This window comes from Streptosporangium sp. NPDC003464, from assembly GCF_053588315.1.
Window position 1 is genome coordinate 15,138 of the sequence record NZ_JBSFPS010000019.1, and the last position, 25,965, is coordinate 41,102.

A 25,965-nucleotide genomic window follows, 5' to 3' on the forward strand; every position below is an offset into this window, starting at 1 on the left:
TGTTCGTTGCGTTCATCGAACCTTCACGTCGGCGTTCGTCCGGCCGGACGAACTGATCGCCACGGGCGATGGCGCCGGGGCGTTCACAGGTTCACCCGCCGGTCGGCTCGCCCGGTGTGCAGATACACCGCGCGTCCCGCTCCGTCGTCACCCAGAAACGCGAGCGGCGCGCGAGCGCCGCGTTCGGGTTCGACCGGCAGGAACGTATCGCCGCGCCAGGCGACCAACTCCGTCCGATACGGCAATTCGTCCAGCTCGGCGGTGATGCCGATGGGAATGCGCTCCAACCACAGCCGTCCCTGCTCGTCCTGGCTCACCGCGGTCTCACACGTGCTCGACATGTACGTGCCGGCATACCGGAACGCGTCCACCGGAGGCGCGGCCGGATCGGGCATCGGCTCCCCGGGCAGTTCGACACCGGCGAGCTCGTGGAGCACGCGGCCCGCGATCTCGGCGTGCACCCGCCGTGGCAGGCCGCCGTTGGTGAGGATCGCCACCGCCACGTCGTGCCCCGGCACCGCGCGCAGGAACGCCGACTGGCCGATGGTGTTACCGTCGTGGCCGAAGACCGGGCCGCCCGGAAGGTCGAAGAGCTCCCACCCCAAGCCCCAGGCGGTGCCCTGGTTGATGTCGGGCAGCGTGACCTGTGGCTGCTGCATGGCCCTGACGCCCGCCCGGCTCAGGACGGGGGTGCCGTCCGGCCCCAGGCCGCCGGCGAGGTGCATGCGGGTGAAGGTCAGCAGGTCGCGAGGGCGCATCGCCAGCATCGACCCGGCCGGCGCGTTCGAGCGCGCCAACGCCCAGACCGGGGTCGGCTCAAGCGGGCCACCCGGCGTCCGCTCGATGTGTCCCACCGCCGTGCGGTGGACGATCGCCTCGTACGGATCGTTCGCGGCATGGGTCAGGCCCAGGGGCGAGAACAGGTGCGTCCTCATGCAGATGTCGAACGGCTGCCCCCGGACGACCTCGACGATCCGGCCCAGCACGCAGTAGCCGGCGTTGTTGTACGAGAACATCTCGCCGGGCTCGAACAGCTGCGGCACCTGGTGCAGAGTGCCCAGATACTTCTCGAGGCAGTCGTCGCCCTTACCGGTGTCGGTGAAGATGTCGCCCTCGAAACCCGCGACATGACACATCAGCTGCCGTACGGTGATCCGCTCCGCTGCCCGCTCGTCGGCGATCCGGAACTCGGGGAGATAGGCCCGCACCGGAGCGTCGAGGTCCAGCTCCCCCTCGTCGACCAGCTGCATGGCCAGCGTCGTGGTCAACACCTTGGTGATCGAGCCGATCTGGAAGAGGGTGTCGACCGTGGCCTCGACGCCGGTAACCGTGCTCAGCATCCCCGCCGCGGCCTCGACCGTCTCATCACCGGCGCAGACCGCTACGGCTGCTCCGGGCACCTGGTTCTCGGTGAGCAGGTCAGGCAACCGGTGTTGCAACCACGCACCGACCTCATCCAGCTTCGACACTGACATCCCTCCTGGCTCGACTCCGAACGAGCATAGAGTTGGTGGGAATCGTGCTGTTTGTTCGTTTCCACTGCGAGCGGCACGCTGGTTCGTGGGCTCGGCCAAGCCCCGCGGATCGGCCGGGGGAGGAGGAACGACACGCGAGCCAGAGGCATCAGCTACGACACCGGCTTCGTACACAACGGAGCGATCGGCCACAAGCTCTTCGACCCCGAGACGGTCAGGCGCGAGCTGCGCGTCATCCGTGACGACCTGCACTGCACCGCGGTCCGCGTCATGGGCGGCGATCCGGAACGGATGGAGCTCGCGGCGGCGCACGCCGCCGACCTCGGCCTCGAGGTCCGGTTCTCTCCCTGCCCTCTGGAACTGACCGCCGACGAGATGCTGTCGCTGTTCGCCGGCTGCGCCGTGCGCGCGGAGCGGCTCAGGCGGCGGGGGAGCCGAGGTCGTGTTCGTCACCGGCGCCGGGCTCAGCCTGATGAACAAGAGATTCCTGCCCGGTGACAGCACCGACGAGCGGGTCGAGTGGCTGAGCCGGCCGCATGGCGTGCGCGAGCAGATCGGCGAGATCGGCGTCCGTGTCAACGACTTCCCCGGCAGGGCCGTGGCGCTCGTCCGTGAGCACTTCCTACCGGGAGCACCGAGACGGCGGAAGCCGCCCCGGGCGGGCCGTGGTCCTCGCGCGCCCCGGCCGGCGACCCGCCGCCGGCGCGGCGGGCCGGCGTCCGGGGAGACCCGGCCGTGGCGGCCTGCCCGCTGGGCCGGGGTGCGGGCGTGGCCCGTGGGGCCTGGAGGTCACCGCAGCTCGGCCATGGAGTCGGCGACCTGGTGCTCGCGGCCGCCGCCCTCGCGACGCAGTCCTTCGATGACCCCGGCGTAGTCGGCATCGGATCTGTTCTGGCTGAGCTTGGCCTTGCCCTCGATCCTCTCGATGGCGAACTCGATGCCGACGATGGCCCGCAGCTGCCTGTCGATGTACTGCTCGGGGGCGTCGCCGACCGCCCACGGCCGGTCGCGGCGCTGTTCGTGCCGGTCGGTGAGCCGTGTGACGGCCTCCAGGAGCCAGTCGGCGTCCTGGTGGACCCGCAGGCGGCCGGTGAAGTGCACCGCGGAGTAGTTCCAGGTCGGCACGGTCCGGCCGTGCTCGGCCTTGGAGGCGTACCAGGCGGCGGAGACGTAGGCCTGGGGGCCGGTGACTACGGCGAGCGCGGGAGCGTGCGCCTGGATGGACCTCCACTGCGGATTGGCGCGGGCCATGTGGAAGACGAGCCGGTCCTCGTCCCAGATCACCGGCAGCAGGGTGGCCAGCGGGTATCCGTCGTCCCCCACGGTGATGAGCTCGGCCGATCCGACCGAGGTGACCAGCGCGCGGACCTCGTCGAGGTCGTCCATGGCGTTGAAATGCGGGACGTACATGCGAAAACCCTATCTTCCGGTCTCGGTGGCAGGTCATCGGTCGGAGGCCGGGGCGGGGCGCTCGTGCCCGCCCGCGGGGCGGGGTCAGCTCAGGGCCAGCAGGCCGACGGCGAGGGCCGCGGTGCCCAGCCCGGCGAGCTGGCCGCGGTGGACACGCTCGGACAGTACGGTGCGGGCCAGCAGGATGGTGCCCGCGGGGTACAGGGCGGTGATGACGGCGACGACGGCCAGGTCGCCGTTACGCGCGGCCAGCAGGAAGGCGAGGTTGGCCAGGGAGTCGAGCACCCCGGCGCCGGCCGACAGCGGCAGGGAGGGCCGTCCGGGGCCCAGGCGTCCGCGCAGGGCGAGGGCCGCGCCGATCGTCACGGCGGAGGAGACCGCGCGGCCGGTGATGAGCGGGGCCAGCCCGCTGTCGGCGGGGGCCTGGTCCAGGCAGATGAGCTGGACGGCGATAGCGGTGCCCGCGCCGACGGCCAGGAGCAGCGCGGACCTTGAGGGACGGGCGGCGCGCGTGCCGGGACCGGCACTGACCAGGACGACCGCGGCCAGGGCCAGCGGGATGCCGGCGATGGCCGGTCCGCTCAGGTGCTCGCCCTGGGCCAGGCCGATGGCGACCGGTAGCAGTGCGGAGACCAGCGCGGTCATCGGCGACAGGATGTTCATGGGGCCGACGGCCAGGGTGCGGTAGAGCAGGGCGAAGGCCGCCGCCGAGGCCACACCCGACAGCGCGCCCCATCCGACGGCCTGCGCCGACCAGGAGGCGCCAAGGAACGGCCACAGCGCCAGCTCGACGACGAGGCTGGCGGGGGCCGCGATCATCACGGTGCGCAGGACGTGGGCCCGGCGGGCCCCCAGGCCCCCCAGGAAGTCCGCGCAGCCGTAGGCCAGGGAACTGCCCAGGGCCAGGACCAGCGCGAGCACGGCATACCTCCGATATCAGTGAAGCGACCAAGCGGTCCATTGGAATGACCGCAGAGGGTGTGGTGGAGCGACCGCCGCATACGGAAGGCGGGCGGTCGGGGAGTACGGGTGGGTCGGAAGGTCGGGGAGTACGGGCGGGTCGGAAGGTGGAGCCTCCGGGCCGGGCGCCGGCCCGGGGGACGGTCCGACCGCAGGGCCCGGCCGGGCCCTGCGCCGTCAGGACGCGCGGGTGATGGCGGGCAGGGTGACCGTCATGACCAGTTCGCACGGCCCGGTGCCGGCTCCCCGGTAGGCGTGGGGGACGTCGGCGGCGAACGCGGCGGTCGCCCCGGCCACCAAGGTGTGCTCGGTGCCGTCGACCACCAGGACCATCTCCCCGTCGACGGCGCTGACGGTCTCCAGGACCCCGGCCGGGTGCGGGTGGCTGGGATAGGTCTCGCCCGGGTGCAGGCGCCACCGCCACACCTCCATGGGCGCCGGGCCCGGCACGGTCAGCATCAGCCGCGCCTGCCCGCCGTGCTCACCGGTCCACAGCGGGGTCACCTGCGCGGCCTCGACGATCTGCACACTGCCGGCGGAGGATCCCTGCACCAGCGCCGACATCGGCAGGCCGAGCGCGTCGGCCAGCCGCACCAGCGTGGCCAGGTTGGGATTGCCCTGGGCCTTCTCCAGGGCCACCAGCGCGCCCTTGCTCACCTGGGCGCGCGCGCTCAGCTGCTCCAGGGACAGCCCCGCCCGCGTCCGCGCCTCCCGCACGTTGCGCGCCACGGCCTGCAGTGCCGCATCCGCCATGGTCACCGTGCCACCTCCCGTCGGTCGGTCTAATACACCATTCGGTCATTTCAATGTACCGCATGGTGGGCCGGAGCCGTTCCACCCGGTTCATGGCCTCTGGCGGCGGGGACCGACACCTGTACCGCGGCCGGGGCGCGGGGCCCGGACCGGACGGCGCCCCGCGGTCACGACAGTCCCCGCAGGACGTCGCCGATGGTCGCCACGCCTTCGGCGATGTCGGCCGGCGCGCTCGCGGCGTAGCCCAGGACGAGCCCCGGCTGACCGGGCCGCTGGCGATGCCACGACAGCGGCTGCGTCTTCACCCCCCGCGCGAGCGACGCGGCGGCGAGGTCGACATCGGCGAACCCGGCCGCAAAGGTGATCATCAGGTGCAGGCCCGCCGCGGCGCCGTGCACGACGGCGCCCGGGAGGTGGGTCCTGATCGCATCGATCATCGCGTCCCGGCGGCGGCGGTGACGCCTGCGGAGGAAACGTAGCTGGCGCTCCATCTCGCCCGATCCCATCAGCTCCGCCAGGACCAGCTGCGGCAGTACGGCGTTGCCGAGATCGGCGTAGCGCTTGGCGGCCACCAGGGCGTCGTAGTATTTCGCCGGCGCGAGCATCCACCCCACTCTCAGCGCGGGGGCGAGGAGCTTGGAGACGCTCCCGGCGTAGCAGACGCGGTCGGCGAGCATCGACCGCAGGGCGGGGACGGCGGGCCGGTCGTAGCGGTGCTCGGCGTCGTAGTCGTCCTCGACGATCAGACCGCCGTCGTCGGCCCAGCGCATCAGCTCGCGACGCCTCTCGCCGCCGAGCACCACCCCGGTCGGGAACTGGTGCGCCGGTGTCAGCAGGACGGCCGGGGCACCCTGGGCGCGCAGCTCGTCGACACGGACCCCTTCGGAGTCGACCGGGATCGGCGGGGTGTCCAGCTGCCAGTTGCGCAGATGCTGGCGGGCTCCGAGCGAGCCGGGATCCTCCACCGCCACCTGGGAGATCCCGTCATGGCGGAGCACCTGCGCGAGCAGTCCGAGCGCCTGGGCGACGCCGGCGACGACGAGCACCTCGCCCGGATCCACCCTGATCCCGCGGTTACGGGCCAGCCAGTTCGCGACGGCCAGACGCAGCGCGGCCGTCCCCCGGGGATCTCCGTATCCGAGGTCGGAGGGTGAGAGGCCGCCGAGCACCGAGCGTTCGGCGCGCAGCCACGCCGCCCGCGGGAACGCGGCCAGGTCGGGCACCCCCGGCGACAGGTCGATCCGGGCCGGAGCCGACCGCAACGAGTCGAAGACGTCCGGGCCGGGCGCGGTGGTGAAGACCGCCCCCCTCGGCGGCGGACCGGCGGGTGCGGGCGGCGGCACGGCCCCCGGCGCCGCCGCCGGAGCGGCGACGACGACCGTCCCGCCCCGCCTGCGCCCGGTGACGTGCCCGTCCTCGTTCAGACGCTGGTACGCCTCGGTGACGACGCCACGGGACACCCGTAGCTCTCCGGCCAGCACCCGGGTGGCCGGCAGCCTGCTGCCCACCGGCAGGCGGCCGTCCGATATCGCGAGCCGTAGCTGCGCGGCCAGCCAGTCGGAGCGGCCGCCGGCCGGCGCGTCGCCGATGTTCAGCTGCAGGAAGTCGGAGCCGGAGATTATGGACCGGTCATCTGGACTTGTTTTGGCCCTACTCATAAGGCCATTGTGGCAGCAGGATGAGGGCGTGGACAGATTCGAAACCTTCCCCGCCCGCGGCCCGCTCCGCGGCCCGCTCCGCGGCGCGGGCACGCGGCCGCTCGCGGCCGGCCTCTACGCGGACCTCCTGACCCGGGCCCAGGCCGCGGGGGCGGCGGCGCAACGGCCCCCCGCCGGCCTGCCCCACCGCGCCGGCGTGTCCGGCCGGCGCGGTTAGGAGACCCGCCATGAGCATCGCGTTCCTGGTGACCACGCTCGTCGTGGTCGCCACACCAGGCACCGGCGTCGTCTACACGCTGTCGGCCGGCCTCTCCCGAGGCCGCCGCGCAAGCGTGGTCGCCGCGCTCGGATGCACCCTCGGCATCGTTCCGCACGCGGTGGCGACGGTCACCGGTCTCGCGGCCCTGCTGCGGACGAGCGCGCCGGCGTTCCAGGTCCTGAAATATCTAGGCGTGGCCTATCTCCTCTACATGGCGTGGGCCACGCTCAAGGACAAGGGCGCAGCCGTCGTGGAGAACCAGGAGGCCGTTCCCCGCCCGGCGGGGAGGGTGATCCTCTCCGGCGTCCTGATCAACGTCCTCAACCCGAAGCTGACCGTCTTCTTCCTCGCGTTCCTGCCGCAGTTCGTGAGCGCCGGCGAGCCGGGCTCCCCGCTGCGGATGGTGGAGCTGAGCGCCGTCTTCATGCTGATCACGTTCGTCGTCTTCGCCGCCTACGGCATCTTCGCCGCCTCGGTGCGGGACCACGTGACCGCACGGCCCCGGGTGATGATCTGGATGGGCCGGGTCTTCGCCGGCTCCTTCGTCGCGCTCGGCGCCAGACTCGCTTTCGCCGATCAGTAGATCCAGTCCGTGACAAGGGGCTCAACCACATGTACTTCCAGCATTCGGGTGAGATCTGGGCGGAGTATCCGGAGCTCGTCGCCGGTGCCGTCTTTGCCACGGGCATCACCGGGGAGGCTTCCGTCGGCCCTCGGGTCGCCGAGTTCGGCACCGTCGCCGGAGCGCGGCTCGCCGCGGGCCCGGAGAGCGAGTTCCCCGAGATCCAGGCGTGGCGGCGGGCCTTCTCCAGGATGGGCCTCAGACCCACCCAGTATCGATGCGCCTCGGAGTCGCTGCTGCGGCGCTTCAAGAAGGAGCGGGTCCTCCCGCGGATCCACCCCCTGATCGACCTGTGCAACGCGGTCTCGCTCGCGTTCGCGATCCCGGTGGGCGTCTTCGACGTCACCAGGATCGCCGGGAGTCTCGAAGTCCGGCACGCGAGCGGGGAGGAGAGCTACCTGACCTTCTCGGGTGAGACGGAGAACCCCGACGCGCGCGAAGTGATCTTCGCCGACGCCGCCGGGCGGGCCCACGCCCGGCGGTGGACGAACCGGCAGAGCGGCTACTCCGCCATCCGGGACACGACGACCACGGTCTTGATCATCGCGGAGGCGATGCACGGTTCGGCGGCCGCGGACGTCCGGGAACTCACGTCCGTGCTCGCGGACGAGCTGAACGGCATCTGGCGGGCCGTACCGGAGAGCGCGGTGCTGAGCCGGTCCTCGCCGAGGTTCGAGTTCTCGACCAGTACGTCCTGAGCCCGGTCGGTGCCCGTGAAGCCGGGCCCCGGCTCCGCGGGCCCCTGCTCGCCGCCGGCGGCGTTGATCGGCGCACGCCGGCCCGCGGTCACCCTTGCGCCCCTTACCAGGGGGCGGAGCCGGGATCCACACCGGTCAGGTCACAGCTGGCGGCCCACAGCCGCGCCGCGAGCTCGGTGTCGGCCAGGTGGCCCCGGACGGGTTCGAGCCTGGGCGCGCCGCGGATCCCGAACACCCGGGGTCCCCAGAGCCCGCCGCCGCGGACGGACGGGTCGAGGACCGCCCGGACGGCAGGCCACGCGGCGGCCTCCTTGCCCTGGAGGAGAACGCCGGCAGGCAGGCCGCGCAGCCGTTCGCCGACGGTCCGGACACGCACCGGTGGACGCGAGGGGGTGAGGGAGTCGATCGCGCCGCCGGGATGGGTCACCACGCTCAGCGTGGCGCCGCCGGCGGCGCGCAGGCGGCGGTCGAGTTCGAGGCCGAAGAGCATCTGCGCCAGTTTCGACCGGGCGTAGGCACGCTTCGGCCGGTAGTCATGTGTGCTCTGGAGGTCGTCGAGGTCCAGGTCCACGGACTTGCCCACGAAGCTGCCGGTGGTGACGACACGGCTCCCGCGCACGGCCGAAAGCAGGGGCGCCAGCCACCAGGTCAGCGCGAAATGCCCGAGGTGGTTGGTCCCGAACATCAGCTCGTTGCCCTCCTTGGTCTCGCGGCGCGGCGGGCGGTCGAGCATCACGCCGGCGTTGTGGACCACCGCGTCGAGACCGTCCAGCTCCAGCGCGTCCACGGAGGCTCTGAGCGAAGAGAGGTCGGCGAGGTCCAGCCGGAGATGGCGCACGTGCGCGCCGGGGACGCGCGAACGGATCGAGGCCATCGCGGCTCCGGCCCTCGCCGTGTCCCGGCTGCCGAGAACGACGGTGGCCCCGGTGCGGGCGAGCTGCTCGGCGACGAAATACCCGATACCCGCGTTGCCGCCGGTGACCAGATAGTTCTTGCCCTCGGCAGGTGGCGGCCGGTGGACGTCCCACGTCATGACTGGACCTCGGCGGGGGCGGGGGCACGGAGGGAGGACATGGCGGGCTCCTATGCGTTGGGGGAGTGGTCAGGACGGTTCGGGTCGGGGGAGTGGTCGGGGAGGGGCCACGCCTGCTTCCGGCGCGGCCCGGGGCGTCAGTGCTGAGATCCTTCCGGCGCTCGCCTGGGCATCAGGATCACGGCCGGGACGGTGACGGCGGTGCCGGCCAGGACGACGATGAGGCTGATCTTCATGGCGTGGCCGAGGCCGGAGGCGGCGGACTGGAAGAAGACCGAGGTGACGGCCGCCGATCCGATTCCGGCCGCGAGCTGCTGGACCGCCGACAGTGAGCCGCTGGCGCTTCCGGCCTCGTCGGGGTCGATGTCGCCCAGGGCGACATCGAAGACCGTGCCGTAGCAGGCGCCCATCCCCAGGCCGGTGAGGAAGACGGCGGGGGCGAGGGCCGCCAGGCTGAGGTCGGTGCCGGAGCCGACGACCAGGACGAGCGCCCAGCCGCAGCCGGCCAGGATGACGGACAGGCCGACGAAGATGAGGTTGCGGCCCATCTTCTTGATCAGCGCCATGCACGCTCCCGCGGCGATGATGATGCCCAGGGTCAGCGGCAGCAGGCCCAGGGACGCCTCCCGCGCCGAGGCGCGCAGCCCTTCCTGCATGAACAGGGAGAGCACGTAGACCAGTCCGGTGGTGGCGGCGAAGACGATCAGGCCGACCAGCAGGCCGGAGCTGAAGCCGCGGTTGCGCAGCAGGGACGGCTTGAGCAGCGGGTCGGCGGCGGTGCTCTGGCGGTGGGCGAAGGCGGCGAGGAACACCAGGCCGAGGAGGGTCGAGAGGACGGGGACGGCGGTCCAGCCGCTGGTCGAGCCTTCGACCAGCCCGAACAGCAGGCCGAACATGGTGGCGGCGAGCAGCCCGGAGCCCAGCCCGTCCACGACGGTGGACGGGTCGCCGCCGTCGTGGGGGAGCAGCTTGACGGCCATGACGAGACCGAGCGTGCCGAGCACGAGGTTGATCAGGAAGATCGGCCGCCAGGACAGGCCGAACAGGTCGGCGTCGATGATGAACCCGGCCAGGATCGGGCCGCCGACCGAGGCGACGCCGAGCAGGGGGCCGAACAGCCCGAACGCCTTGGTGAGCATGTCACGCGAGAACGTCTTGGTCATGATCGCCATACCCTGCGGGATCATCAGCGCGCCGAACGCGCCCTGCGCGCCGAACGCGCCCTGCGCGCCGCGGGCGACCACCAGAAGCGCGGGGTCGGGCGAGAGCCCCGCCACCGCCGAGGCGATCGTGAAACCGGCCATGCCGGTGAGGAACATCGTGCGCTGGCCGTACTTGTCCCCAAGCCGGCCGCCGACCACGAGCAGGACGCCCATCGCGAGCATGTAGGTCGACCCCAGCCACTTGATCAAGCCCTCGCCGCCGTGCAACTCGGCGGTGATGGTGGGCGCGGCGACGTTGGTGACCGTGGAGTCGATCATGTCGAGGGCGTCGGCGAGCAGCACCAGCCCCAGGATCGCCCACATGCGCCGGGTGGAGGGGGTGCCCGTCGGACGGGCCGTTGCCGTGGTTGCCATGGCGGCACCTCCTGACTGAAGAAACACGGTCTGTGGCTGACTCACCCCTCCAGGCAGGACGGATCCAGGCAGGGCGGAGCGAATCTGAACTGACTACGAAACTATAATCACTATAGATTAAGACGCGTTACGGGTTCCGGGTAGGATGGGGGCATGGCGACGACGATGGGGCGCCGCGAGCGCAAGAAAGCACAGACCCGTCAGGCCCTGGCGGACGCGGCACTGCGGCTGTTCTCCGCGCACGGATACGACGGGGTCACGGTGGCTCAGATCGCCGACGAGGCGGACGTCTCCATAGCCACCCTGTTCGCGCACGTGCCGGACGGCAAGGAAGCGCTGATCTTCGACGACGGCACCGAACGGCGCGACGGCCTGGTCACCGCGGTCCGGGACCGGCCCCCCGGCCAGCCGGTGCTGGCGGCCCTGCGCCGGTTCATGTCCGGCCGGGGACCGTTCACCACCCGGCTGGCGCCCGAGCTCCAGCGCAAACATGACCTGATCATGAGCACGCCCGCCCTGCGGGACTACTCACGCAAGCTCTGGACGGCCGGCGAGGGCGCCCTGGCCGGAGTGATCGCCGCCGAGAGCGGCCGAGACCCCTCCGACATGACCGTCCGCGCCCTGGCCCGCTACGTCCTGGAGATCCCCGACCTCGCGGGCATGGAACCCGACCCCCGGGCCGCGATGAACGCCGTCTTCGACCTCCTCGAATCCGGCTGGCCCGGACCGTCCGGGGGAGCGTGATCGGGCCCGCGCGGATGTCCGGGCCGTCCGGGGGAGCGTGATCGGGCCCGCGCGGATGTCCGGGCCGTCCGGGGGAGCGTGATCGGGCCCGCGCGGGCGTCCGGGCCGTCCGGGGGAGCGCGGCGCTCGCGCACGCGGTGGACCCGGGCGGTGTCCTCGCCGGTGCTATGTGGTGCCGATCAAGCGGTTCTTCCAGGCCCAGGCGGCGATCTCGACCCGGTTGCGCACCCCGAGCTTGGCCTGGATGCCGGTTGTGTGGCTCTTGACGGTGCTCAGCGAGATGAACAGCTCGGCGGCGATCTCCTGGTTGGTCCGGCCTCTGGCGATGGCCCGGACGACCTCGGTCTCCCGCTCGGACAGCGGATGCGCGGGCCCACGGCCGGCCGGCGCCCCGGCGGACGCGAGGCGGCGCAGCAGTCTCAGGGTGACCGACGGCGAGATCAGGGCGTCGCCGGCATGGGCGGCCCGGACGGCCTCGACGAGCAGCCTGGGGCCGGCGTCTTTCAGGATGAAGCCGACCGCCCCGCCGCGTAGCGCGCCGTAGAGATACTCGTCGAGGTCGAAGGTGGTGACCACGATCACCCTGAGTGGGTCGGGGACGCCGGGGCCGGCCAGGGCGCGGGTGACAGCGATGCCGTCGAGGCGGGGCATCTGGATGTCCACCAGGCACACCTCCGGGCGCAGTCTCCGGGCCAGGTCGACCGCCTCGGCGCCGTCCGCGGCCTCGGCGACCACGCTGATGTCGGGCTGGTCTTCGAGGATGAGCCGCAGGCAGCCGCGGATCATCGCCTGGTCGTCGGCCAGCAGGACCCTGATGGTCATCGGCGTCCGCGCGCGGGGACGGGCAGGGTGGCGAGCACGGACCAGCCGGCCCCGGGGCGCGGGCCGGCGCGCAGCGTGCCGCCGAGAGCCTCGAGGCGTTCGCGCATCCCGGCCAGGCCGTACCCGCCGCGGGGGTGGTGGCGGGCCAGGGTCGGCGGGGCGTCGTCGACGACCTCGACGGTGACGGTGTCCCGATCCTGGTCGACGCTGACGGTGACCGAGCGGGCGTGCGGGGCGTGGCGGGAGACGTTGGTCAGCGACTCCTGGACGACCCGGTAGACGGTGCTGGTCACTTCGGGCGGCCACACCGGCTGGTCGGCGGGCAGCCGCAGGCGCACCGCGGGGCCGTGGCCGTCGAAGCGTTCGACCAGGTCGCTGAGCTGCCCGGGCATGACGGGGACCGCGTCGTCGGCCTCGCGCAGCAGGCCGACGACGCGGCGCGTCGCGGCGAGCGCGTCGGAGCCGGCGGCCTCGATGTCCGCCAGGGAGCCTTCCATCTTCTCCGGGTGCTTGCGGGCCACGAGCTGGGCGGTCTGGGCCTGGAGCACGATGCAGGTGATGTGGTGGGCGACGACGTCGTGCAGTTCCCTGGCCAGGGCCAGGCGCTCGGTGCGGCGCACCCGCTCGGCGACGGCCCGGCGGCGGGCGTCGAGCAGCCGCGGCCACAGCCCGACCGCGAGGGAGACGAGCCATCCCGCGCCGTTCAGCACCGCCACGGCCGGGTTGGAGGAGGACACGTGGGCGGCGAGCAGGCCACCGGCGGCCACCGTGGCCCCTCCGGCCGCGACGGCGCAGGCCGGTAGGACCGGGAGCGCTCTGATCGCGGAGCCGGTGAGCACGGACAGGCCCAGGGCCATGGCGGGACTGGGCTCGCCGGGCAGTTGGGCGAGCCGGGCGGCCAGGACGGCGACCGCCGCGACGGACAGGCCCGCGAACGCCGCCCACGCCCGGCCGCGCCGGCGGATCAGAGCGATCATGCACACCACCGCCCCGGCGGCGCAGCCGAACCGCCAGTAGTCACCGCCCCAGCTGCCGGCGATCCGGGACGCCTGGAAGGCGAGCGCCGCGGCGAACACGGCGCCGAGCCCGATGTCGGCCGCGATCCGGGCCGACCTGGTCGGCCGGGCCGGCCATCCCCGAATGTTCACGCCGCTCAGGCTAGGAGATCTCCGCTCGGCGCTGAACCGGCCGAAAGTACGGTCGTGCACGGTGCAACCCGGCTTTCGACCGATACCGGCACCGGGCCGGATCCGCAGGATGAGCCCATGCCACAGGAAAACCTTCCCTCCGGTGCCGACACCCGGGGACCCGAGCAGGCGGTCCGGCGACCGCCCGGCTCTGACCGACTGCCGGAGACGCATCCCGCGGGACTTGCTCATCGGCCTGGCCCGCCTCCTGGCCCGTCCCAGGAGGACCGGCCCCGGGAGGACCGTCGTCCCCGTCGCCCGCGCCGGGACGACGGCCCGGCAGGTCCCGCGACGGCCTCCCCCGGCCGGCCGCGCATCGCCGCGCTCGACGTGGTACGCGGGTTCGCGCTGTGCGGGATCCTGCTGGTCAACATCCAGCCGATAGCCAACCTCGGCAGGGTCGTCGTGCGGCATCCGGCGGCGGAGGGGGCGGGGGTGGAGGGGGCGTGGATGGGGCTGTTCGTCGAGCAGCGCTTCTTCCCGATCTTCTCCCTGCTGTTCGGCATCGGGTTCTCGCTGCTGCTGAGCTCCGTCACCGACCGCGCCGCCCGCCCGCGGCTGCTCCTGCTGCGCCGGCTTGCGGTGCTGCTCGGGGCCGGCCTGGTGCACCACGTGCTGCTGTGGGAGGGCGACATCCTGGCCGTCTACGCCGTCGTCGGCCTGCTGGTGCTGCTGCCCTCGACCTGGCTGCCGCGGTGGGCCGTGGCCGGCCTCGCCCCCGTGCTCCTCGCGGTCCCGCTGATCGTCGGGGGCGGCTCTTTCGCGCTGGTGCCCGGGCTGTTCCTGCTGGGCTCGGCGCTGACCCGGTACGGGGTGATCGACCGGATCGAGCGCTCCACCTGGGTGCCGGCCGTGCTGGGCCTGGCCTTGGCGGCGGGGGCGGTGCCTGCCCTGCGGTGGCAGAGCGGCGACCCGGGCGACCCCGGCTCCGCGCGCGCATTCGCCCTGGCCGGGTTGCTGCTCGCGGGGGTGTACATCTGCGCCCTGCTGGTCCTGCTCAGGACGCCGCTCCGGCCGGTGCTGCAGGCCGTCTTCGCGCCGCTGGGCCGGATGGCGCTGACCAACTACCTGACCGCCACGGTCCTCGTGCTGGCGGTCAACCATGTCCTGAGCGGTCCGCCGCAGAGCTGGTCCCTGACGACGGTGGTGCTGATCGCCGCCGCCATCCTCGCCGTCCAGTGGCTGTGGTCGACCCTCTGGCTGCGCCGATACCGTCAGGGGCCCCTCGAGTGGCTCTGGCGCTGGGCCACCTGGGCCCGCCGCCCGCCCCTGCTCCGCACCTCCGGCCGCCACACCCCCTGACCGCCGCGCGCACCTTGCTCGCCTCACCCTCGCCTCACCGCCGTCCGGGGCGGGAGGCGTCGGGCGGGGTGACCTCGCTTCCGTGGCGGGGCCGGCCGGGGGCCTGGTCCGGCCGGCGGGCGAGGGCGACGCCGGCGACCAGGACGCCGAGGAAGGTCACGCCGGCGGCCAGGTAGTACGCCATGGTCAGGCCCTGGGTGAGCTCCCGCCGCAGCGCGTCGCCGTTCAGACCGCCGGTCCCGGCGTTGGCGATGGCCACCATGAGGGCGGTGCCGACGGCCAGGCCGGTCTGGTGGGTCACCGACGCCATCCCGGAGGCGACGCCCTGCTCGCTCGCCGCGACGCCGTTGCCGGCGGCGATCCACATCGAGGTCCAGACGATGCCCATCCCCAGCCCGGCCACCATGATGCCGGGCAGCACGGCGACGAACGGGGAGTGGGGGGAGACGGCGAGGGCCAGCAGGACCATGCCGGCCGTACCGATCAGCAGGCCGGTGGACAGGGCGGCGCGCATGCCCACCCGGGTGACCAGGCGCTCGGCGACCTTGGTGCCGACGATGTTGAGCAGCGTCAGCGGCAGGTACGCCAGCCCCGCGTCCAGGGGGTCGTAGTGGAGGATGTCCTGGAGATAGACGGTGAGCAGGTAGTAATGGGCGCCGAGGCCCGCTCCGAACACCGCGGTGATCGCCATGGCCGCGACCAGGCTGGGATTGGTGAACATGCGCAGGGGCATGAGCGGGTCACGGCTACGGGACTCGATCACGGCGAACACCACGAGCAGCGCGACGCCGAGGCCGAAGGCGGTGAGGGTGGGCGAGGAGGTCCAGCCCCACTCGGGGCCCTGCGCCAGGACGGAGACCAGCAGCGTGATTCCGGCGGTCGCGGTCAGCGCACCGGGCAGGTCGAAGCGGCGTTCCCGCGCGGCGCCGTCCCGGGCCGGGTCGGAGGGCAGGAGCGGAAACGCCGCCAGCAGGGCCGCGCAGGCCAGCAGCACGAAGATGTAGAAGGTCGATTCCCAGCCGAAGACGTCGGTGAGCACGCCGCCGAGCAGCGCGCCCGCGGCCAGGCCGCTGCCCCCCATGGCGGCCCACACGGCGAGGGCGCGGTTGCGCTCGGGGCCTTCGGCGAAGGTGGTGTTGACCAGGGAGAGGGTGGCGGGGAACAGCAGCGCCGCGCCCAGCCCCTGTACGGCGCGCACCGCGATCAGCGGTCCCGGGCTCTCGGCGAGCCCGCCGACCAGCGACGAGACGGCGTACAGGACGAGGGCGAGGACGAACACCCGGCGCCGCCCCAGCAGGTCGGCGGCGCGCCCGCCCAGCAGCATGAAGCCGCCGAGCGTGACCGCGTACGCGCTGACCACCCACTGCAGGCTCTGGCCCGAGAAGTTGAGCTCCCGCCCGATCTCGGGCAGCGCGACGTAGACGATGTTGTAGTCGATGGCGATGATGAACTGGGCGAATGCCAGCAGGGCCAGGGTCCACCCCAAGCGGCGGGGCCGATGGGGCGCGTCCGTGGACGACGGGGAGACAGACATGGATTCCTCGGGCAGATCGGTGATCGTCGATGACGGGCTCGGCCAGGCGGGGGGAGCCGGGCGGATGCGGTGACAGCGGTGGCGCTCCGTCATGCCGATACGGTAGAAGTTGCCATCAGTGTCAAGTTCAAGTCCTGGGTCGGCATGTGAGGTGGGAGATGCGGATCGGCGAACTGGCCCGGCGCACCGGGGTGAGCGAGCGTTCGCTGCGCTACTACGAGAAGCAGGGGCTGCTGACGGCCGAGCGCACTCTCGGCGGCCACCGCGACTTCCCCGCCGGCGCGGTCGACCGGGTCATCCGCATCCAGGAGCTCTTCGCCGCGGGACTGCACAGCGCCAAGATCGCGCAGCTGCTCCCCTGCATGCGGGACGCGGACGGGGGCCCGTCCGAGATCGCCACCCCGCGGCTGGTCACCGAGCTCACCACGGAACGGGACCGCATCGACCGGATGATCACCGATCTGATCCGCTCCCGCGAGGTCCTGGACGAGGTGATCGACACGGCGTCGGACGGGGGCCGGCGGACCGCCACCCACCTTGAGGACCGGCAGCCGCGAGCACTGTAGCCGTCGCCTGTCCGTCCGCCCGTCTGCCCGTCCGCCTGTCCGCGCGCCGCGGCGGAGGGGCGGACAGGCCGCCGGGCCGGTGGCCGGCGGGTCAAGGGTCTCATCCGTGCCCGACGCGGATCCGCCATCCTCGGCGTGAGCGGCCGGGTCGATCCAGGGAGGACTTCTAGCCGCAAAGGCGATCTATCGGATTTCCAATGGGTAAGCATCCTAAACACCGTGGATGCGTGATTAGACTCACAATTCGGTCATTTAGGAATCTTCCTCTCTTTGGAGGGTGTTCGGTACTCCGAGAAACCCCCAAAGAAGGACAAAGTCGTGTCTTTGTCAGCGACGACGCTGCGCTCCCTCCAGCACCACAACTACCGGCTCTGGGCAGGGGCCGACCTGGTCTCGGTCAGCGGCACCTGGATGCAGGTGCTGGGAGTCAACTGGTTGATCCTCTCCGCGACCGGATCGGCGACCAGTGTGGGCCTGAGCCTCGTCCTCCAGGCGCTCCCCACGCTCCTGCTCGGGCTGTGGGGCGGCGCTCTGGCCGACCGGTTCCCCACCCGCCGGGTAGTGCTCGCCACGCAGGTCGCCCACGCGTTCCTCGCCGCGGCCCTCGCGCTGGTCGCGATCAGCGGCCCGACGTCGATGACACCCGTTTACGGCCTGGTGCTCGCCGGCGGTGTGGTCAGCGCGATCGGCGGCCCCGCGCTCGGCAAGTTCGGTGCCGAGGTCGTCCCCCCGGAGGATCTGCCCAACGCCCTCGCGCTCGGCTCCGTCGTCAACTCGGCGGGCCGCATCCTCGGCATGAGCCTGGCCGGCATGCTCCTGCCCCTCACCGGTACGGGAGCCCTGTTCCTCCTCAACGCGGTGAGTTTCTCCGCCGTGATCGCTTCGGTTCTCGCGATGCGCGCCTCCGAGATGCACCGGTCCGTGTGTGCCCAGGCGGACACGGGCGGCGTACGCACCGGCCTCGCCTACGTGCTACGTACGCCACGGCTGCTGGTGCTGCTGGCGCTCGCGCTGGTCCTGGGCGGTCTGGGACGTAACTACCAGGTCACCATGGCGGCCATGAGCGCCGGCCCGCTGGATGCCGGAGCGGGTGGATACGGCCTGCTGTCGACCGTCTTCGCGGTCGGCGCCGTGGTCGGAGGCGTGATCGCCGCCGGACGCCCCCGCCTGACGATCGGGCTGTTGCTCGGCACCGCGCTGCTGACGAGCGTGGCTCAGAGCGTGAGCGGCTTCATGCCGGGCGTGATGACCTTCGCCGCGCTCATCCTGCCGATCGCCGCCGGGGCCGTGATCATCGATACCACGCTCGGCGCGCGGGTCCAGCTGAGCAGCCCCGGACACATGCGTGGGCGCGTCATCGCCGTCCAAGGGGTGGTGAGCGCCGCCGCCGGAGCCATCGGCGGCCCCTTGCTCGGCTGGCTCTGCGACAGCTTCGGTCCCCGCCTGACCCTCGAACTGGCCGGAGCGGTCACTGTCGCCGCCACATTGACCGCCGCCGCCGTGCTGGCGCGCCTGTCGAACCTCCGGCTGACCAGGGCCGTCATCCTGCCCGCCCAAGGACTCCTCCGCCGTGTGCCCGCCGAGCAGGTCTCCGCTCTTCGCTGAGTCCCCAGGCGGCGGGACCACTCAGCCGTGACCATCGCCGGCCTGCCGCCATGGCCGGCGGGGATCCGCAGAACAGATCCGGCGGGCGCTTGTGCGGCATGAGCCGGATCCTCGACGTCGTCAGGGCGTGGCCAGCGGGATGATCCTGCGGTATTTGCCGCCGGGCGACCGCTGCGGTGGCTCCTCCGCGCGTTCCAGCGTGACCTCAGCGACCTTGTGCTCAGCGAGCAGATGGGTGACCTTGTCGCGCATGGCCTGCCAGAGGCGGTCGGCGTCGGCGCCGGCCGCGGGCCGTAGGCGTACGCGCAGGACGGTGGGCGCGGTCTGGACGAGCTGGAACTGCTCCACGCCGGGGACGTCCAGCGCGGCACCGAAGGCCATGGGTGAGACGCCGACCCGCTCGCCGCGATCGGTGGGGAAGGTGAGCAGGTCGGCGATGCGGCCCTGCACCTGGACGGCGGGCAGCGGGCTGCCGCACGGGCAGGGGTCGGGGCGGACCAGGACGCTGTCGCCGAGGTCGTAGCGCAGGATCGGCTGGACCCGGTTGGCGAGATTGCTGATCAGGACGGTGTGCGAGAGCTGACCCGGCGGGACAGGCCGATGGTCGGCGTCGACCGGCTCCAGGACGGCCCAGTCGCTGTTGACGTGATACCAGCCGTGCGCGCAGCCGGCGCTGAGGAAGCCGCACTCGGTGGAGGCGTAGGCGGCGCGGACCTTGGCCTGGAAGGCGGTGGCGATCCGCTCCCGGGCATCCGGGGTCAGCGTCTCACCTCCGGGGATGACGACCGCCGGGTGGATGCGCAGACGGCCCGCCTCCTGCTCGCCGGCCAGTAGCGTGAGCATGCCCGCGAAGCCGGCGAGACTGGCCGGATCGAACCGGTTGAGCTCGTCGACCAGCTCCGCCACCGGCTGGTTGATCGGGAAGACCCGCATCATCCGGCCGAGCCACGGTCTGTCCAGGGCCAGCCGGGCCGGCGCCGCGACGGTGGCGAAATGGCCGCCGGGCGCGGTGACTATGGCGGTACGGCCGACGCGGGCGAGGGTCCGGACGACATCACGGGCCGCCAGCCCGCCGCCGGTGCGCAACCCGACGGCGGTGTGTACGGCCAGGTTCCGCTCGTCCAGCACGAAGAGGCCGCGCAGGCCGCTGGTGCCGGTGGTGGTGACCACCAGGTATCGGTCACAGAACCGGTGCCCCACGAGGTCCGGGTCGGCCACGAACGCCTCGACCCGCCCGAGCGTCACCCGCCGATCGGTGACCCAGTCGTCGAAGCGGGCCATCAGCGTCTTCTTGTCGGTGACCGGGAGCAGCGCCGGGTCGTCGACCTGCTCCGGCAGGTCCCGGTACAGCTCACGGTAGTAGGGCGAGTGGGCGCGAGCGTGGGCCACCATCTCGGCCAGGCGGGCGCGCTGCCGCCGCGCAATCGCCGCGGGCCCCTCCCGCAGGGCGCGCCGCGCGTCGCGGGCGAGCCGCCGGACGCTTGCTTCCTCTTTCCTTGTTTCCTCTTCCACGGTGGGTCGGTCCTCTCGTCCTGGCGAGTGGGATTGGGATGTCGTCTTCCTCGGGCGGTGGGCGGACCGTCGGGCTCGGGGACATCAGGGGTGTCGGGGACATCGGAGGACAGCTGCCTCCCCAGGCCCGGGAGCACAGGCGTCGGCGGTGCCGGAGCCGGGGCGCGCCCTCGTCATGGGCTCTCGGCGGGCGGCCGCACCGAGAGCAGGCCGTGCAGGGCGATCTCGAGGCCGCGCCGGCTGGCCTCCCACAGCTCATCCTGCGACCGGCCGAGCCGGACGCTCATCAGGCTCGCCTGCTGGATGGCGCCCAACAGGGATCCGGTCATCGCCGCCGCGGTGATCGGGTCCAGCTGGCCGGGGAAGGCCTTCAGCAGCTCGCCGGCGATCCGCTGCTGCAGGTCCAACAGCAGGTACAGCCCCTTCGCCTGAAGCGCCGGCGTGGTCAGCATCATCCGGGCCGTCGCCGACAGCTCCTCGGGCTCCCTGCGGGGAACCTTGGGCCGGCGGTGGGCGGCGTACTCCTGGACCATCCTCCCCAGCACCTCGCCCGGGCTCTCGTGCGGCCGACGTTCCGCGATCACCCGGAACAGCACGTCGAAGTCCCGGTCCAGGTCGACCCAGAGCACCTCGTCCTTGCCGCGGAAGTAGTTGGAGAACGTCTTGGGATCGACATCCGCCGCCGCGGCGATCTGCGCCACCGTGGTCTGCTCGTACCCCTGCTCCTCGAACAGCCGGACAGCCGCCATGACGATCCGCTGTCGGGTCAGCCGCTTCTTCCGTTCGCGCCGAGACTCCTGCATGCCCCAAATATACGTCTAATAGAATTTTCCCGACAACCGGAATAATTCACTTACTGTAAGTTACCGTCGATGGGGTGTCGGTGATGTGGCAGGAGCCGGAGGCGCGGAAGGGTTCAGCGAGCTGGGCCAGGTAGCCGGTGGGGTAGTCCGGCTTGGCTGCCATGCCGAGCTGGTCGGAGGTGAAGCGGCGGGTGGGGTCGTAGGAGAAGGTGCCGAGCAGGTGGTCCCAGATCAGGGTGAACAGCCCGAAGTTGACGTCGCCGACGCCGGCCCACTTCAGGTGGTGGAAGCGGTGTCCCTCGTTGAGCGCGAGCACGTACTTGAGCGCTCCGACGCGGTAGTCGGCGTTGGAGTGCTGCAGCAGCAGCTGGACGGCGACGGTGACGGCCAGCGCGGAGGCGACGTCGAGGGGCAGGCCGACGATGATGAGCGGGGCAACGCCGGCGCTCATCTCGACGGCCTGGTGCAGGGGGTGCTTCATCAGGCCGTTGAAGCCGTAGAAGCGCCTGACGGAGTGGTGGACGGCGTGGAGGCGCCACAGCGCGCCGATCCTGTGGCTGGCGTAGTGGGTGAGGGTGATGCCGAGGTCGGCGACCAGGATCGCGGCCAGGACCTGCAGGAGGAAGGGCCAGGAGCGCGGCCACAGGTCGGCGACGGTGACGGTGGCGGCCAGCAGCGGAATGGCGGCCACGCTGACCAGGAGCAGCAGTTCGTTGACGCCGGCGTGGGCGACGTCGCGCCCGCCGTCGCCCTGCGAGCTGTTCCATCGCACCTCGTACGGCAGGGCGCGCTCGGCGGCGAACGAGCAGCCGATCGCCGCCGGCAGCAGGGCGACCAGCCACAGCTTGGAGGCGCCGGCGGCGGCCAGGGTGATGGCGGTGCCGTTGACGCCCAGCAGCATGAACGGCACGTAGCCGTAGCGGACCACAGATTTCAGCATGCTCATCAGCGTCGCGGCCGGGCCGGGCCGGAGGCTTGGACGGATCCGCTGACCTCCCTCAGTCGTGGTCAGGTGTGACCGGAGGGGGCCCGGACGATGGGGAGCAGGTGTGAAGGGGCCAGGCCGAACATCTCGTGGCAGACGCGCGTCAGGTGGGAGCTGTCGGCGAAGCCGGCGCCGTGCGCCGCCCGGGTGAGATCCGCGCCGTCGCGGGCCAGCTCGGCGGCGCGCCGCAGCCGCGCCCAGCGCAGGTAAGCCGGGAAGGGCAGGGCGAGCTCGGCGGCGAACAGGTGACCCAGGCGGCTGGCCGACAGACCCACCGCGCCGGCCAGATCGGTGAGCCGGACCGGTCCGGCCAGCAGCCCCGGCAGGGACTCCAGGGCCTGCCGGAGCGCCGGATGGCGCGGGCCTGCGGCGGGGGCGGTCCAGCGGCGCGACAGCGCGGCCGGGTCCATGGCGGCCGGGTCCAAGACCGTACCCGCCGCCCCGCGAGCGGCGGGCAGCAGGGCGTGGGCGGCGGCCACCCAGCCGTCCACCCGGTCGCGGTGCGGCCCGGTCAGGGCGGTGAGCAGGTGGCGGCCCGCGCCGCCGGCCGGGTCGAGATAGAGCATGCCGGCCCGGGCGCCGGGGCTGCCGTACACGGTGTGCCGGGCCCGGGGCGGGATGATCGCCGCCCGCACCCGGCGGCGGGTGCGGTGGGCATCAGCCAACTCCACCGTCCCGGCGGCCACGACGAGGATCTGGAGGGCGGCGTGCGCGTGCGGCTCGGTGGTCCCGACGTCGCCGGTGAAGGCGAGCCGGCCCGGCTGCAGCGTGGCCGTCCCCCGCCACCCGGTCGAGGCCGTGGGGGCGAGCGCCGTGGTGGTCGTCATGGGGCGGTGACCGCGGACCTGGAGGCGGACGTGGCGACTGTCCGGCGGCAGAGGAACCGGACGACATGCCGGCTCATTCACTCGCTGCGGGTGTCAGGGAGATTTTCCAGAAATCGGCGTAGCGGCCGTCGCGGCGCAGCAGCTCGTCGTGGCTGCCGTCCTCCACGATCCGGCCGCCGTCCAGGAAGACGATGCGGTCGGCGCGTCGGACGGTCCGCAGCCGATGCGCGACCATCACCACCGTCCGGCCCGCCATCAGGCGCTCGACAGCCCCGTGGACGGCCGCCTCGTTCACCGGGTCCAGCGCGGAGGTCACCTCGTCCAGCAGCACGACGGGCGCATTCTTCAGCAGCGCTCGCGCGATCGAGACACGCTGGCGTTCACCGCCCGACAGCAGCGCGCCGCCCTCGCCGACATCCGTGGCCCAGCCGCCGGGCAGCCGCTCGATCACCTCGTCCAACCCCGCCGCGGTCGCCGCCGCCCGCACCTCGGCCCCGTCGGCTCCGGGGCGGCCGAGACGCACGTTCTCCTCGATCGTGCCGTCGAAGAGATAGACATCCTGGAAGACGATCGCGATCTGCGCCGTCAACGCCTCCGTGTCGATGGCGCGCACGTCCACGCCCCCCATGCGCACCGCACCCTCGTCCACGTCGTAGAACCGCGCGAGCAGCTGAAGCAGGGTGCTCTTGCCCGCGCCCGACGGCCCGACGACGGCAAGCCGCTGTCCCTGGGGCACGGACAACGACACGTCGTCGATCACCGTGCGATCGCCGTGCCGGAAGGTGACGGACTCGAACTCCAGGTCATGGCCTACCGGCCGGACCGGTTCGCGAGGCTCCGGCAGCGGCTCGGTGCGCAACACCCTGTCGAGTCTCGCCAGCTGGGAACGGGCGCCGCGCATTTTGCCACCGATATCCGACAGCGACAGCAGCGGATCCGCGCAGCGGGCGGCCAGCACCAGGATCGCCAGAACCTCCGCCGCGCCGATGTTCCCGCCGAGCGCGAGGTAGGCGCCCAGGACCAGCAGCACGGTGAACATCGCCTGCACCGTGAGCGCCAAGCCCAGGGTGCCGGGCAGCGCCGACAGCACGGTACGGCGGGACGCGCGCTGGACTTCCCGCAGCGAGTCGTCGAGCAACCGGAAGCGTTCGACGCTCCGGCCGCCGGCGCGCAGCACCGGCTGGGCCTGGAGATATTCGATGACCCGCCCGGTGGCCTCATGGTCGCGTTCGGCGCGCTCCGCGTCGGCGGCGGCCATCGAGCGCCCCGTCCAGATCTGGATCGCCGCCACGACAGGTACGGCGACCAACGCGGCCAATCCCATCTGCCAGTTGAAGGCAAGCATCACGACAACGATCGTCAGGGGAGTCACGCAGGCGGAGACGGACGGTGCCAGCAGATGCGCGATCACGCCCATCGCCTGCAGGACGCCCTGGCTGGCCATGACGGACACCTCCCCGACGCGGCCCGCGCTGTACCAGCCGATGGGCAATCGGGCCAGGTGATCGCCGAGCCGGTGATACATGCCGCGCAACAGCGTGGTCCCGACACGGAAACCGGACAGATCGCTGACATAGCGCAGCGCCGCGTAGACCGCGACCGCGGCCCCGAACGCGATCAGCCAGGGCCGCGCATCTTCGGGCCTGCTCCCGAACAGTGCCCTCAGCACGGGGACCAGTAATGCGTAGGACAGACCCTCGACCACCGCGGTCGCCGTCATCAGGGCCACGGTGCGACGCACCGGCCGGGCGTACTCGCCTCCCAGCACGCGCAGCAGCATTCGGATCATCGGGGCTCGTCTCCTTGCAGTACGCCACGGTGGGTCTCGATCTCGTCGGCGGTCGCCGATCGGTGGGATTGCCAGAACGTGGCGAACTTCCCGTCCTGTGCCAGCAGCTCGGCGGGCCTGCCGCGCTCGACGATCGCCCCGTTCTCCAGCATCACGACGGTGTCGGCGTCGGCGACCGTCTCCAGGCGATGGGCGATGACCAGGATCGTCCGATCGCCCCCCAACGTCGCCAGGGCCCGGCGCACCGCCTGTTCGGTCTGCGGGTCGGCGAAGGCGGTCGCCTCGTCGAGCACCAGAACGGGCGTGGCGGCGAGCAGCGCGCGTGCGATCGAGATCCGCTGTGCCTCGCCACCCGACAGCCCGGCCTCTTCACCGATCACCGTTCCGTATCCGCGCGGCAGCTCGAGGATCCGATCATGAATATTCGCCAGCCGGGCGGCACGGACCACGTCATCGAGGTCGGCGTGCGGTACCGCCAGCGCGATATTGTCCGCGACCGAGGCGCGCAGCAGGCGAACGTCCTGGAAGACGAAGGAGACCGTCCGGTAGAGCTCCCGGCTGCCGAGCTCGCGCAGATCGACACCGCCCAGGACGACCGAACCGTGAGTCGGGTCGAAGAACCGCGGCAACAGCTGGACCAGCGTGGACTTTCCGCTTCCCGACGGCCCGACGATCGCGGTGACCGTCCCGGGTTCGAGCACCAGGTCGATCCCTCGCAGCACCTCATGATCGGCTCCGTAACCGAATCGAACGCCCCGCAGTTCCACCCGGTGACCCTGTGGTGCGACCGGATGCGCGGGCTCCGGCAGCGACTGCACCGCGAGCACGTCCCGGATCCGGCCGACCGCGCGCCGGGCGGCCTGCGTGTCGTCGAAGCCGTGGCCGAGAGCCGCCACCGGAGCGGTCAGTCCCAGTCCGAGCAGCAGGAAGGGCAGCAGGTCGGCCGGGGCCAGGCCACCGGTCGTGATCAGAGCCGCACCGCCGATCAGCACGGCCAGCAGCACGAACGGCGGTGACAGCGCCAGCTGCATCCCGGCGGCGATCCCGGAGAGACCGCGTACGAACCGGTAGAAGACGCCGACGAAATCCTCTGTGGCCGTGAGGAATTCACGGTGGGCGCGCCCGGCCCCGCCGAACGCCTTGACCACCGAGATCCCCTGGACGAACTCGACGACGGAGCTCGCGATCCGTCCCATGGCCCCGTCGAACTCCTTCTGCTCGCGCAGCCGGGTCGGGGTCATCATCAGGGGGACCAGCGCAACTGCCAGCACCACCGGTACCAGCGTGATCAGTGTGAGCCGCCAGTCGACGGTGAACAAGTAGACCAGCGACACCAGCGGCACCACGAACGCGGAGACGAGCTCGCCGGGGGTGTGGGCGATGAACGGATGCACGGCACTCACGTCATCCCCCACCACCTTGGCCAGCTCGCCGGTCCGGCGCCGGGAGAACCAGCCGATCGGTACGCGCCCCAGCCGCGCGGCCAGTTGCCGGCGGAACGCCAGTTGCACCCGGCCGTCGACAATATGTCCGATCCCGGACGACGCGGCCGTGAACAGCAGCCGGACGGACAGGCCGGCCGCACCCGCGATCACGACAGCCCAGACATGACCCTGATCGACAGGGCTGGGCGACAGCAGAGCGCGACCCAGTTCGACGACCGCCAGCAGCGGCGCCAGACCCGCGACAGCGCCGATCACCTGCAGGAGCACAACGGCGGCGAAACTCCATCCGTAAGGCCGCAGCAGCCTCGCCATGCTCTGTCCCGGCGCGGGACCGGCATCCGATGACGGTGTGGACTGTTCCCTCGCCCCGGCAAGGTCAGTGGTGGTCATTGCTCTCCC

At 72.1% G+C, this 25,965-nt stretch carries 24 protein-coding genes; 8 read left to right on the top strand and 16 right to left on the bottom strand.

Annotated elements, in window-relative coordinates; genetic code table 11:
- Nucleotides 1–83 precede the first annotated feature (83 nt).
- Nucleotides 84–1,469, bottom strand: coding sequence for a serine hydrolase domain-containing protein (locus ACWDS7_RS06930; protein WP_451928467.1), 1,386 nt, complete (start codon nucleotides 1,467–1,469; stop codon nucleotides 84–86).
- A gap of 57 nt (nucleotides 1,470–1,526) precedes the next feature.
- Between ACWDS7_RS06930 and ACWDS7_RS06935 the strand changes: the two genes are divergently transcribed.
- Nucleotides 1,527–1,973 carry a hypothetical protein gene (locus ACWDS7_RS06935; RefSeq protein ID WP_451928468.1) on the top strand — a complete coding sequence of 149 codons (447 nt, stop codon included), beginning with the start codon at nucleotides 1,527–1,529 and terminating at the stop codon, nucleotides 1,971–1,973.
- A gap of 291 nt (nucleotides 1,974–2,264) precedes the next feature.
- On the opposite strand, the gene ACWDS7_RS06940 is transcribed toward ACWDS7_RS06935, so the two are convergent.
- The 4 genes from ACWDS7_RS06940 to pdxR all read right to left on the bottom strand — a co-directional run bounded on the left by ACWDS7_RS06940 (nucleotide 2,265) and on the right by pdxR (nucleotide 6,256).
- Nucleotides 2,265–2,885: an FMN-binding negative transcriptional regulator gene (locus tag ACWDS7_RS06940; protein ID WP_451928469.1), complete on the bottom strand. Its 621-nt coding sequence runs from the start codon at nucleotides 2,883–2,885 to the stop codon at nucleotides 2,265–2,267.
- Between the two features lie 84 nt (nucleotides 2,886–2,969).
- Entirely contained in the window at nucleotides 2,970–3,806 is an 837-nt protein-coding gene (locus ACWDS7_RS06945; RefSeq protein ID WP_451928470.1) for an EamA family transporter, read from the bottom strand.
- A 216-nt stretch (nucleotides 3,807–4,022) separates the two neighbouring features.
- Nucleotides 4,023–4,598 carry a helix-turn-helix domain-containing protein gene (locus tag ACWDS7_RS06950; RefSeq protein WP_451928510.1) on the bottom strand — a complete coding sequence of 192 codons (576 nt, stop codon included), beginning with the start codon at nucleotides 4,596–4,598 and terminating at the stop codon, nucleotides 4,023–4,025.
- A gap of 167 nt (nucleotides 4,599–4,765) precedes the next feature.
- Nucleotides 4,766–6,256, bottom strand: a complete 1,491-nt coding sequence (pdxR, locus tag ACWDS7_RS06955) for a MocR-like pyridoxine biosynthesis transcription factor PdxR (protein WP_451928471.1) — start codon at nucleotides 6,254–6,256, stop codon at nucleotides 4,766–4,768.
- Between the two features lie 28 nt (nucleotides 6,257–6,284).
- Between pdxR and ACWDS7_RS06960 the strand changes: the two genes are divergently transcribed.
- From ACWDS7_RS06960 to ACWDS7_RS06970, 3 genes are read left to right on the top strand one after another with little or no spacing between them, the layout of a single operon-like run.
- Entirely contained in the window at nucleotides 6,285–6,473 is a 189-nt protein-coding gene (locus ACWDS7_RS06960; protein ID WP_451928472.1) for a hypothetical protein, read from the top strand.
- A 10-nt stretch (nucleotides 6,474–6,483) separates the two neighbouring features.
- The gene (locus tag ACWDS7_RS06965) at nucleotides 6,484–7,098 is read left to right on the top strand and encodes a LysE family translocator (RefSeq protein ID WP_451928473.1); all 615 of its coding nucleotides are present in this window, start codon (nucleotides 6,484–6,486) and stop codon (nucleotides 7,096–7,098) included.
- A gap of 29 nt (nucleotides 7,099–7,127) precedes the next feature.
- On the top strand, nucleotides 7,128–7,835 hold the full coding sequence (locus ACWDS7_RS06970) for a B3/B4 domain-containing protein (protein ID WP_451928474.1): 708 nt from the start codon (nucleotides 7,128–7,130) through the stop codon (nucleotides 7,833–7,835).
- A 103-nt stretch (nucleotides 7,836–7,938) separates the two neighbouring features.
- Here the strand turns inward: ACWDS7_RS06970 and ACWDS7_RS06975 are convergent, their stop codons facing one another.
- Nucleotides 7,939–8,868, bottom strand: coding sequence for an SDR family NAD(P)-dependent oxidoreductase (locus ACWDS7_RS06975; RefSeq protein ID WP_306870469.1), 930 nt, complete (start codon nucleotides 8,866–8,868; stop codon nucleotides 7,939–7,941).
- Between the two features lie 137 nt (nucleotides 8,869–9,005).
- A complete protein-coding gene (locus tag ACWDS7_RS06980) occupies nucleotides 9,006–10,445 on the bottom strand; it encodes an MFS transporter (RefSeq protein ID WP_451928475.1) in 1,440 nt (479 codons plus the stop codon).
- A 153-nt stretch (nucleotides 10,446–10,598) separates the two neighbouring features.
- Here ACWDS7_RS06980 and ACWDS7_RS06985 point away from each other — a divergent pair, with 153 nt between their 5' ends.
- Nucleotides 10,599–11,189, top strand: a complete 591-nt coding sequence (locus tag ACWDS7_RS06985) for a TetR/AcrR family transcriptional regulator (RefSeq protein ID WP_451928476.1) — start codon at nucleotides 10,599–10,601, stop codon at nucleotides 11,187–11,189.
- 165 nt (nucleotides 11,190–11,354) lie between these two features.
- On the opposite strand, the gene ACWDS7_RS06990 is transcribed toward ACWDS7_RS06985, so the two are convergent.
- Both ACWDS7_RS06990 and ACWDS7_RS06995 read right to left on the bottom strand, forming a co-directional pair.
- Entirely contained in the window at nucleotides 11,355–12,011 is a 657-nt protein-coding gene (locus tag ACWDS7_RS06990) for a response regulator (RefSeq protein ID WP_451928477.1), read from the bottom strand.
- Complete coding sequence (locus ACWDS7_RS06995; protein ID WP_451928478.1) at nucleotides 12,008–13,159, bottom strand: sensor histidine kinase; 1,152 nt, start codon at nucleotides 13,157–13,159, stop codon at nucleotides 12,008–12,010. Before ACWDS7_RS06995 ends, ACWDS7_RS06990 begins: the two co-directional genes overlap by 4 nt.
- A gap of 369 nt (nucleotides 13,160–13,528) precedes the next feature.
- On the opposite strand from ACWDS7_RS06995, the gene ACWDS7_RS07000 reads away from it, so the two are divergent.
- A complete protein-coding gene (locus ACWDS7_RS07000; RefSeq protein WP_451928479.1) occupies nucleotides 13,529–14,500 on the top strand; it encodes a DUF418 domain-containing protein in 972 nt (323 codons plus the stop codon).
- A 34-nt stretch (nucleotides 14,501–14,534) separates the two neighbouring features.
- Here the strand turns inward: ACWDS7_RS07000 and ACWDS7_RS07005 are convergent, their stop codons facing one another.
- A complete protein-coding gene (locus ACWDS7_RS07005; protein WP_451928480.1) occupies nucleotides 14,535–16,127 on the bottom strand; it encodes an MFS transporter in 1,593 nt (530 codons plus the stop codon).
- Nucleotides 16,128–16,192: 65 nt separating this feature from the next.
- Between ACWDS7_RS07005 and ACWDS7_RS07010 the strand changes: the two genes are divergently transcribed.
- A complete protein-coding gene (locus ACWDS7_RS07010) occupies nucleotides 16,193–16,600 on the top strand; it encodes a MerR family transcriptional regulator (RefSeq protein ID WP_306870488.1) in 408 nt (135 codons plus the stop codon).
- A 318-nt stretch (nucleotides 16,601–16,918) separates the two neighbouring features.
- Nucleotides 16,919–18,205, top strand: coding sequence for an MFS transporter (locus ACWDS7_RS07015; protein ID WP_451928481.1), 1,287 nt, complete (start codon nucleotides 16,919–16,921; stop codon nucleotides 18,203–18,205).
- Between the two features lie 120 nt (nucleotides 18,206–18,325).
- Here ACWDS7_RS07015 and ACWDS7_RS07020 read toward each other — a convergent pair whose 3' ends face one another.
- The 6 genes from ACWDS7_RS07020 to ACWDS7_RS07045 all read right to left on the bottom strand — a co-directional run bounded on the left by ACWDS7_RS07020 (nucleotide 18,326) and on the right by ACWDS7_RS07045 (nucleotide 25,878).
- The gene (locus ACWDS7_RS07020) at nucleotides 18,326–19,717 is read right to left on the bottom strand and encodes a hypothetical protein (protein ID WP_451928482.1); all 1,392 of its coding nucleotides are present in this window, start codon (nucleotides 19,715–19,717) and stop codon (nucleotides 18,326–18,328) included.
- 173 nt (nucleotides 19,718–19,890) lie between these two features.
- The gene (locus ACWDS7_RS07025; RefSeq protein ID WP_451928483.1) at nucleotides 19,891–20,520 is read right to left on the bottom strand and encodes a TetR/AcrR family transcriptional regulator; all 630 of its coding nucleotides are present in this window, start codon (nucleotides 20,518–20,520) and stop codon (nucleotides 19,891–19,893) included.
- 46 nt (nucleotides 20,521–20,566) lie between these two features.
- On the bottom strand, nucleotides 20,567–21,460 hold the full coding sequence (locus ACWDS7_RS07030) for a sterol desaturase family protein (protein WP_451928484.1): 894 nt from the start codon (nucleotides 21,458–21,460) through the stop codon (nucleotides 20,567–20,569).
- A 68-nt stretch (nucleotides 21,461–21,528) separates the two neighbouring features.
- Nucleotides 21,529–22,332 carry a helix-turn-helix transcriptional regulator gene (locus tag ACWDS7_RS07035; protein WP_451928485.1) on the bottom strand — a complete coding sequence of 268 codons (804 nt, stop codon included), beginning with the start codon at nucleotides 22,330–22,332 and terminating at the stop codon, nucleotides 21,529–21,531.
- Between the two features lie 73 nt (nucleotides 22,333–22,405).
- A complete protein-coding gene (locus tag ACWDS7_RS07040) occupies nucleotides 22,406–24,121 on the bottom strand; it encodes an ABC transporter ATP-binding protein (RefSeq protein ID WP_451928486.1) in 1,716 nt (571 codons plus the stop codon).
- Entirely contained in the window at nucleotides 24,118–25,878 is a 1,761-nt protein-coding gene (locus ACWDS7_RS07045) for an ABC transporter ATP-binding protein (protein ID WP_451928487.1), read from the bottom strand. Before ACWDS7_RS07045 ends, ACWDS7_RS07040 begins: the two co-directional genes overlap by 4 nt.
- Nucleotides 25,879–25,965 lie beyond the last annotated feature (87 nt).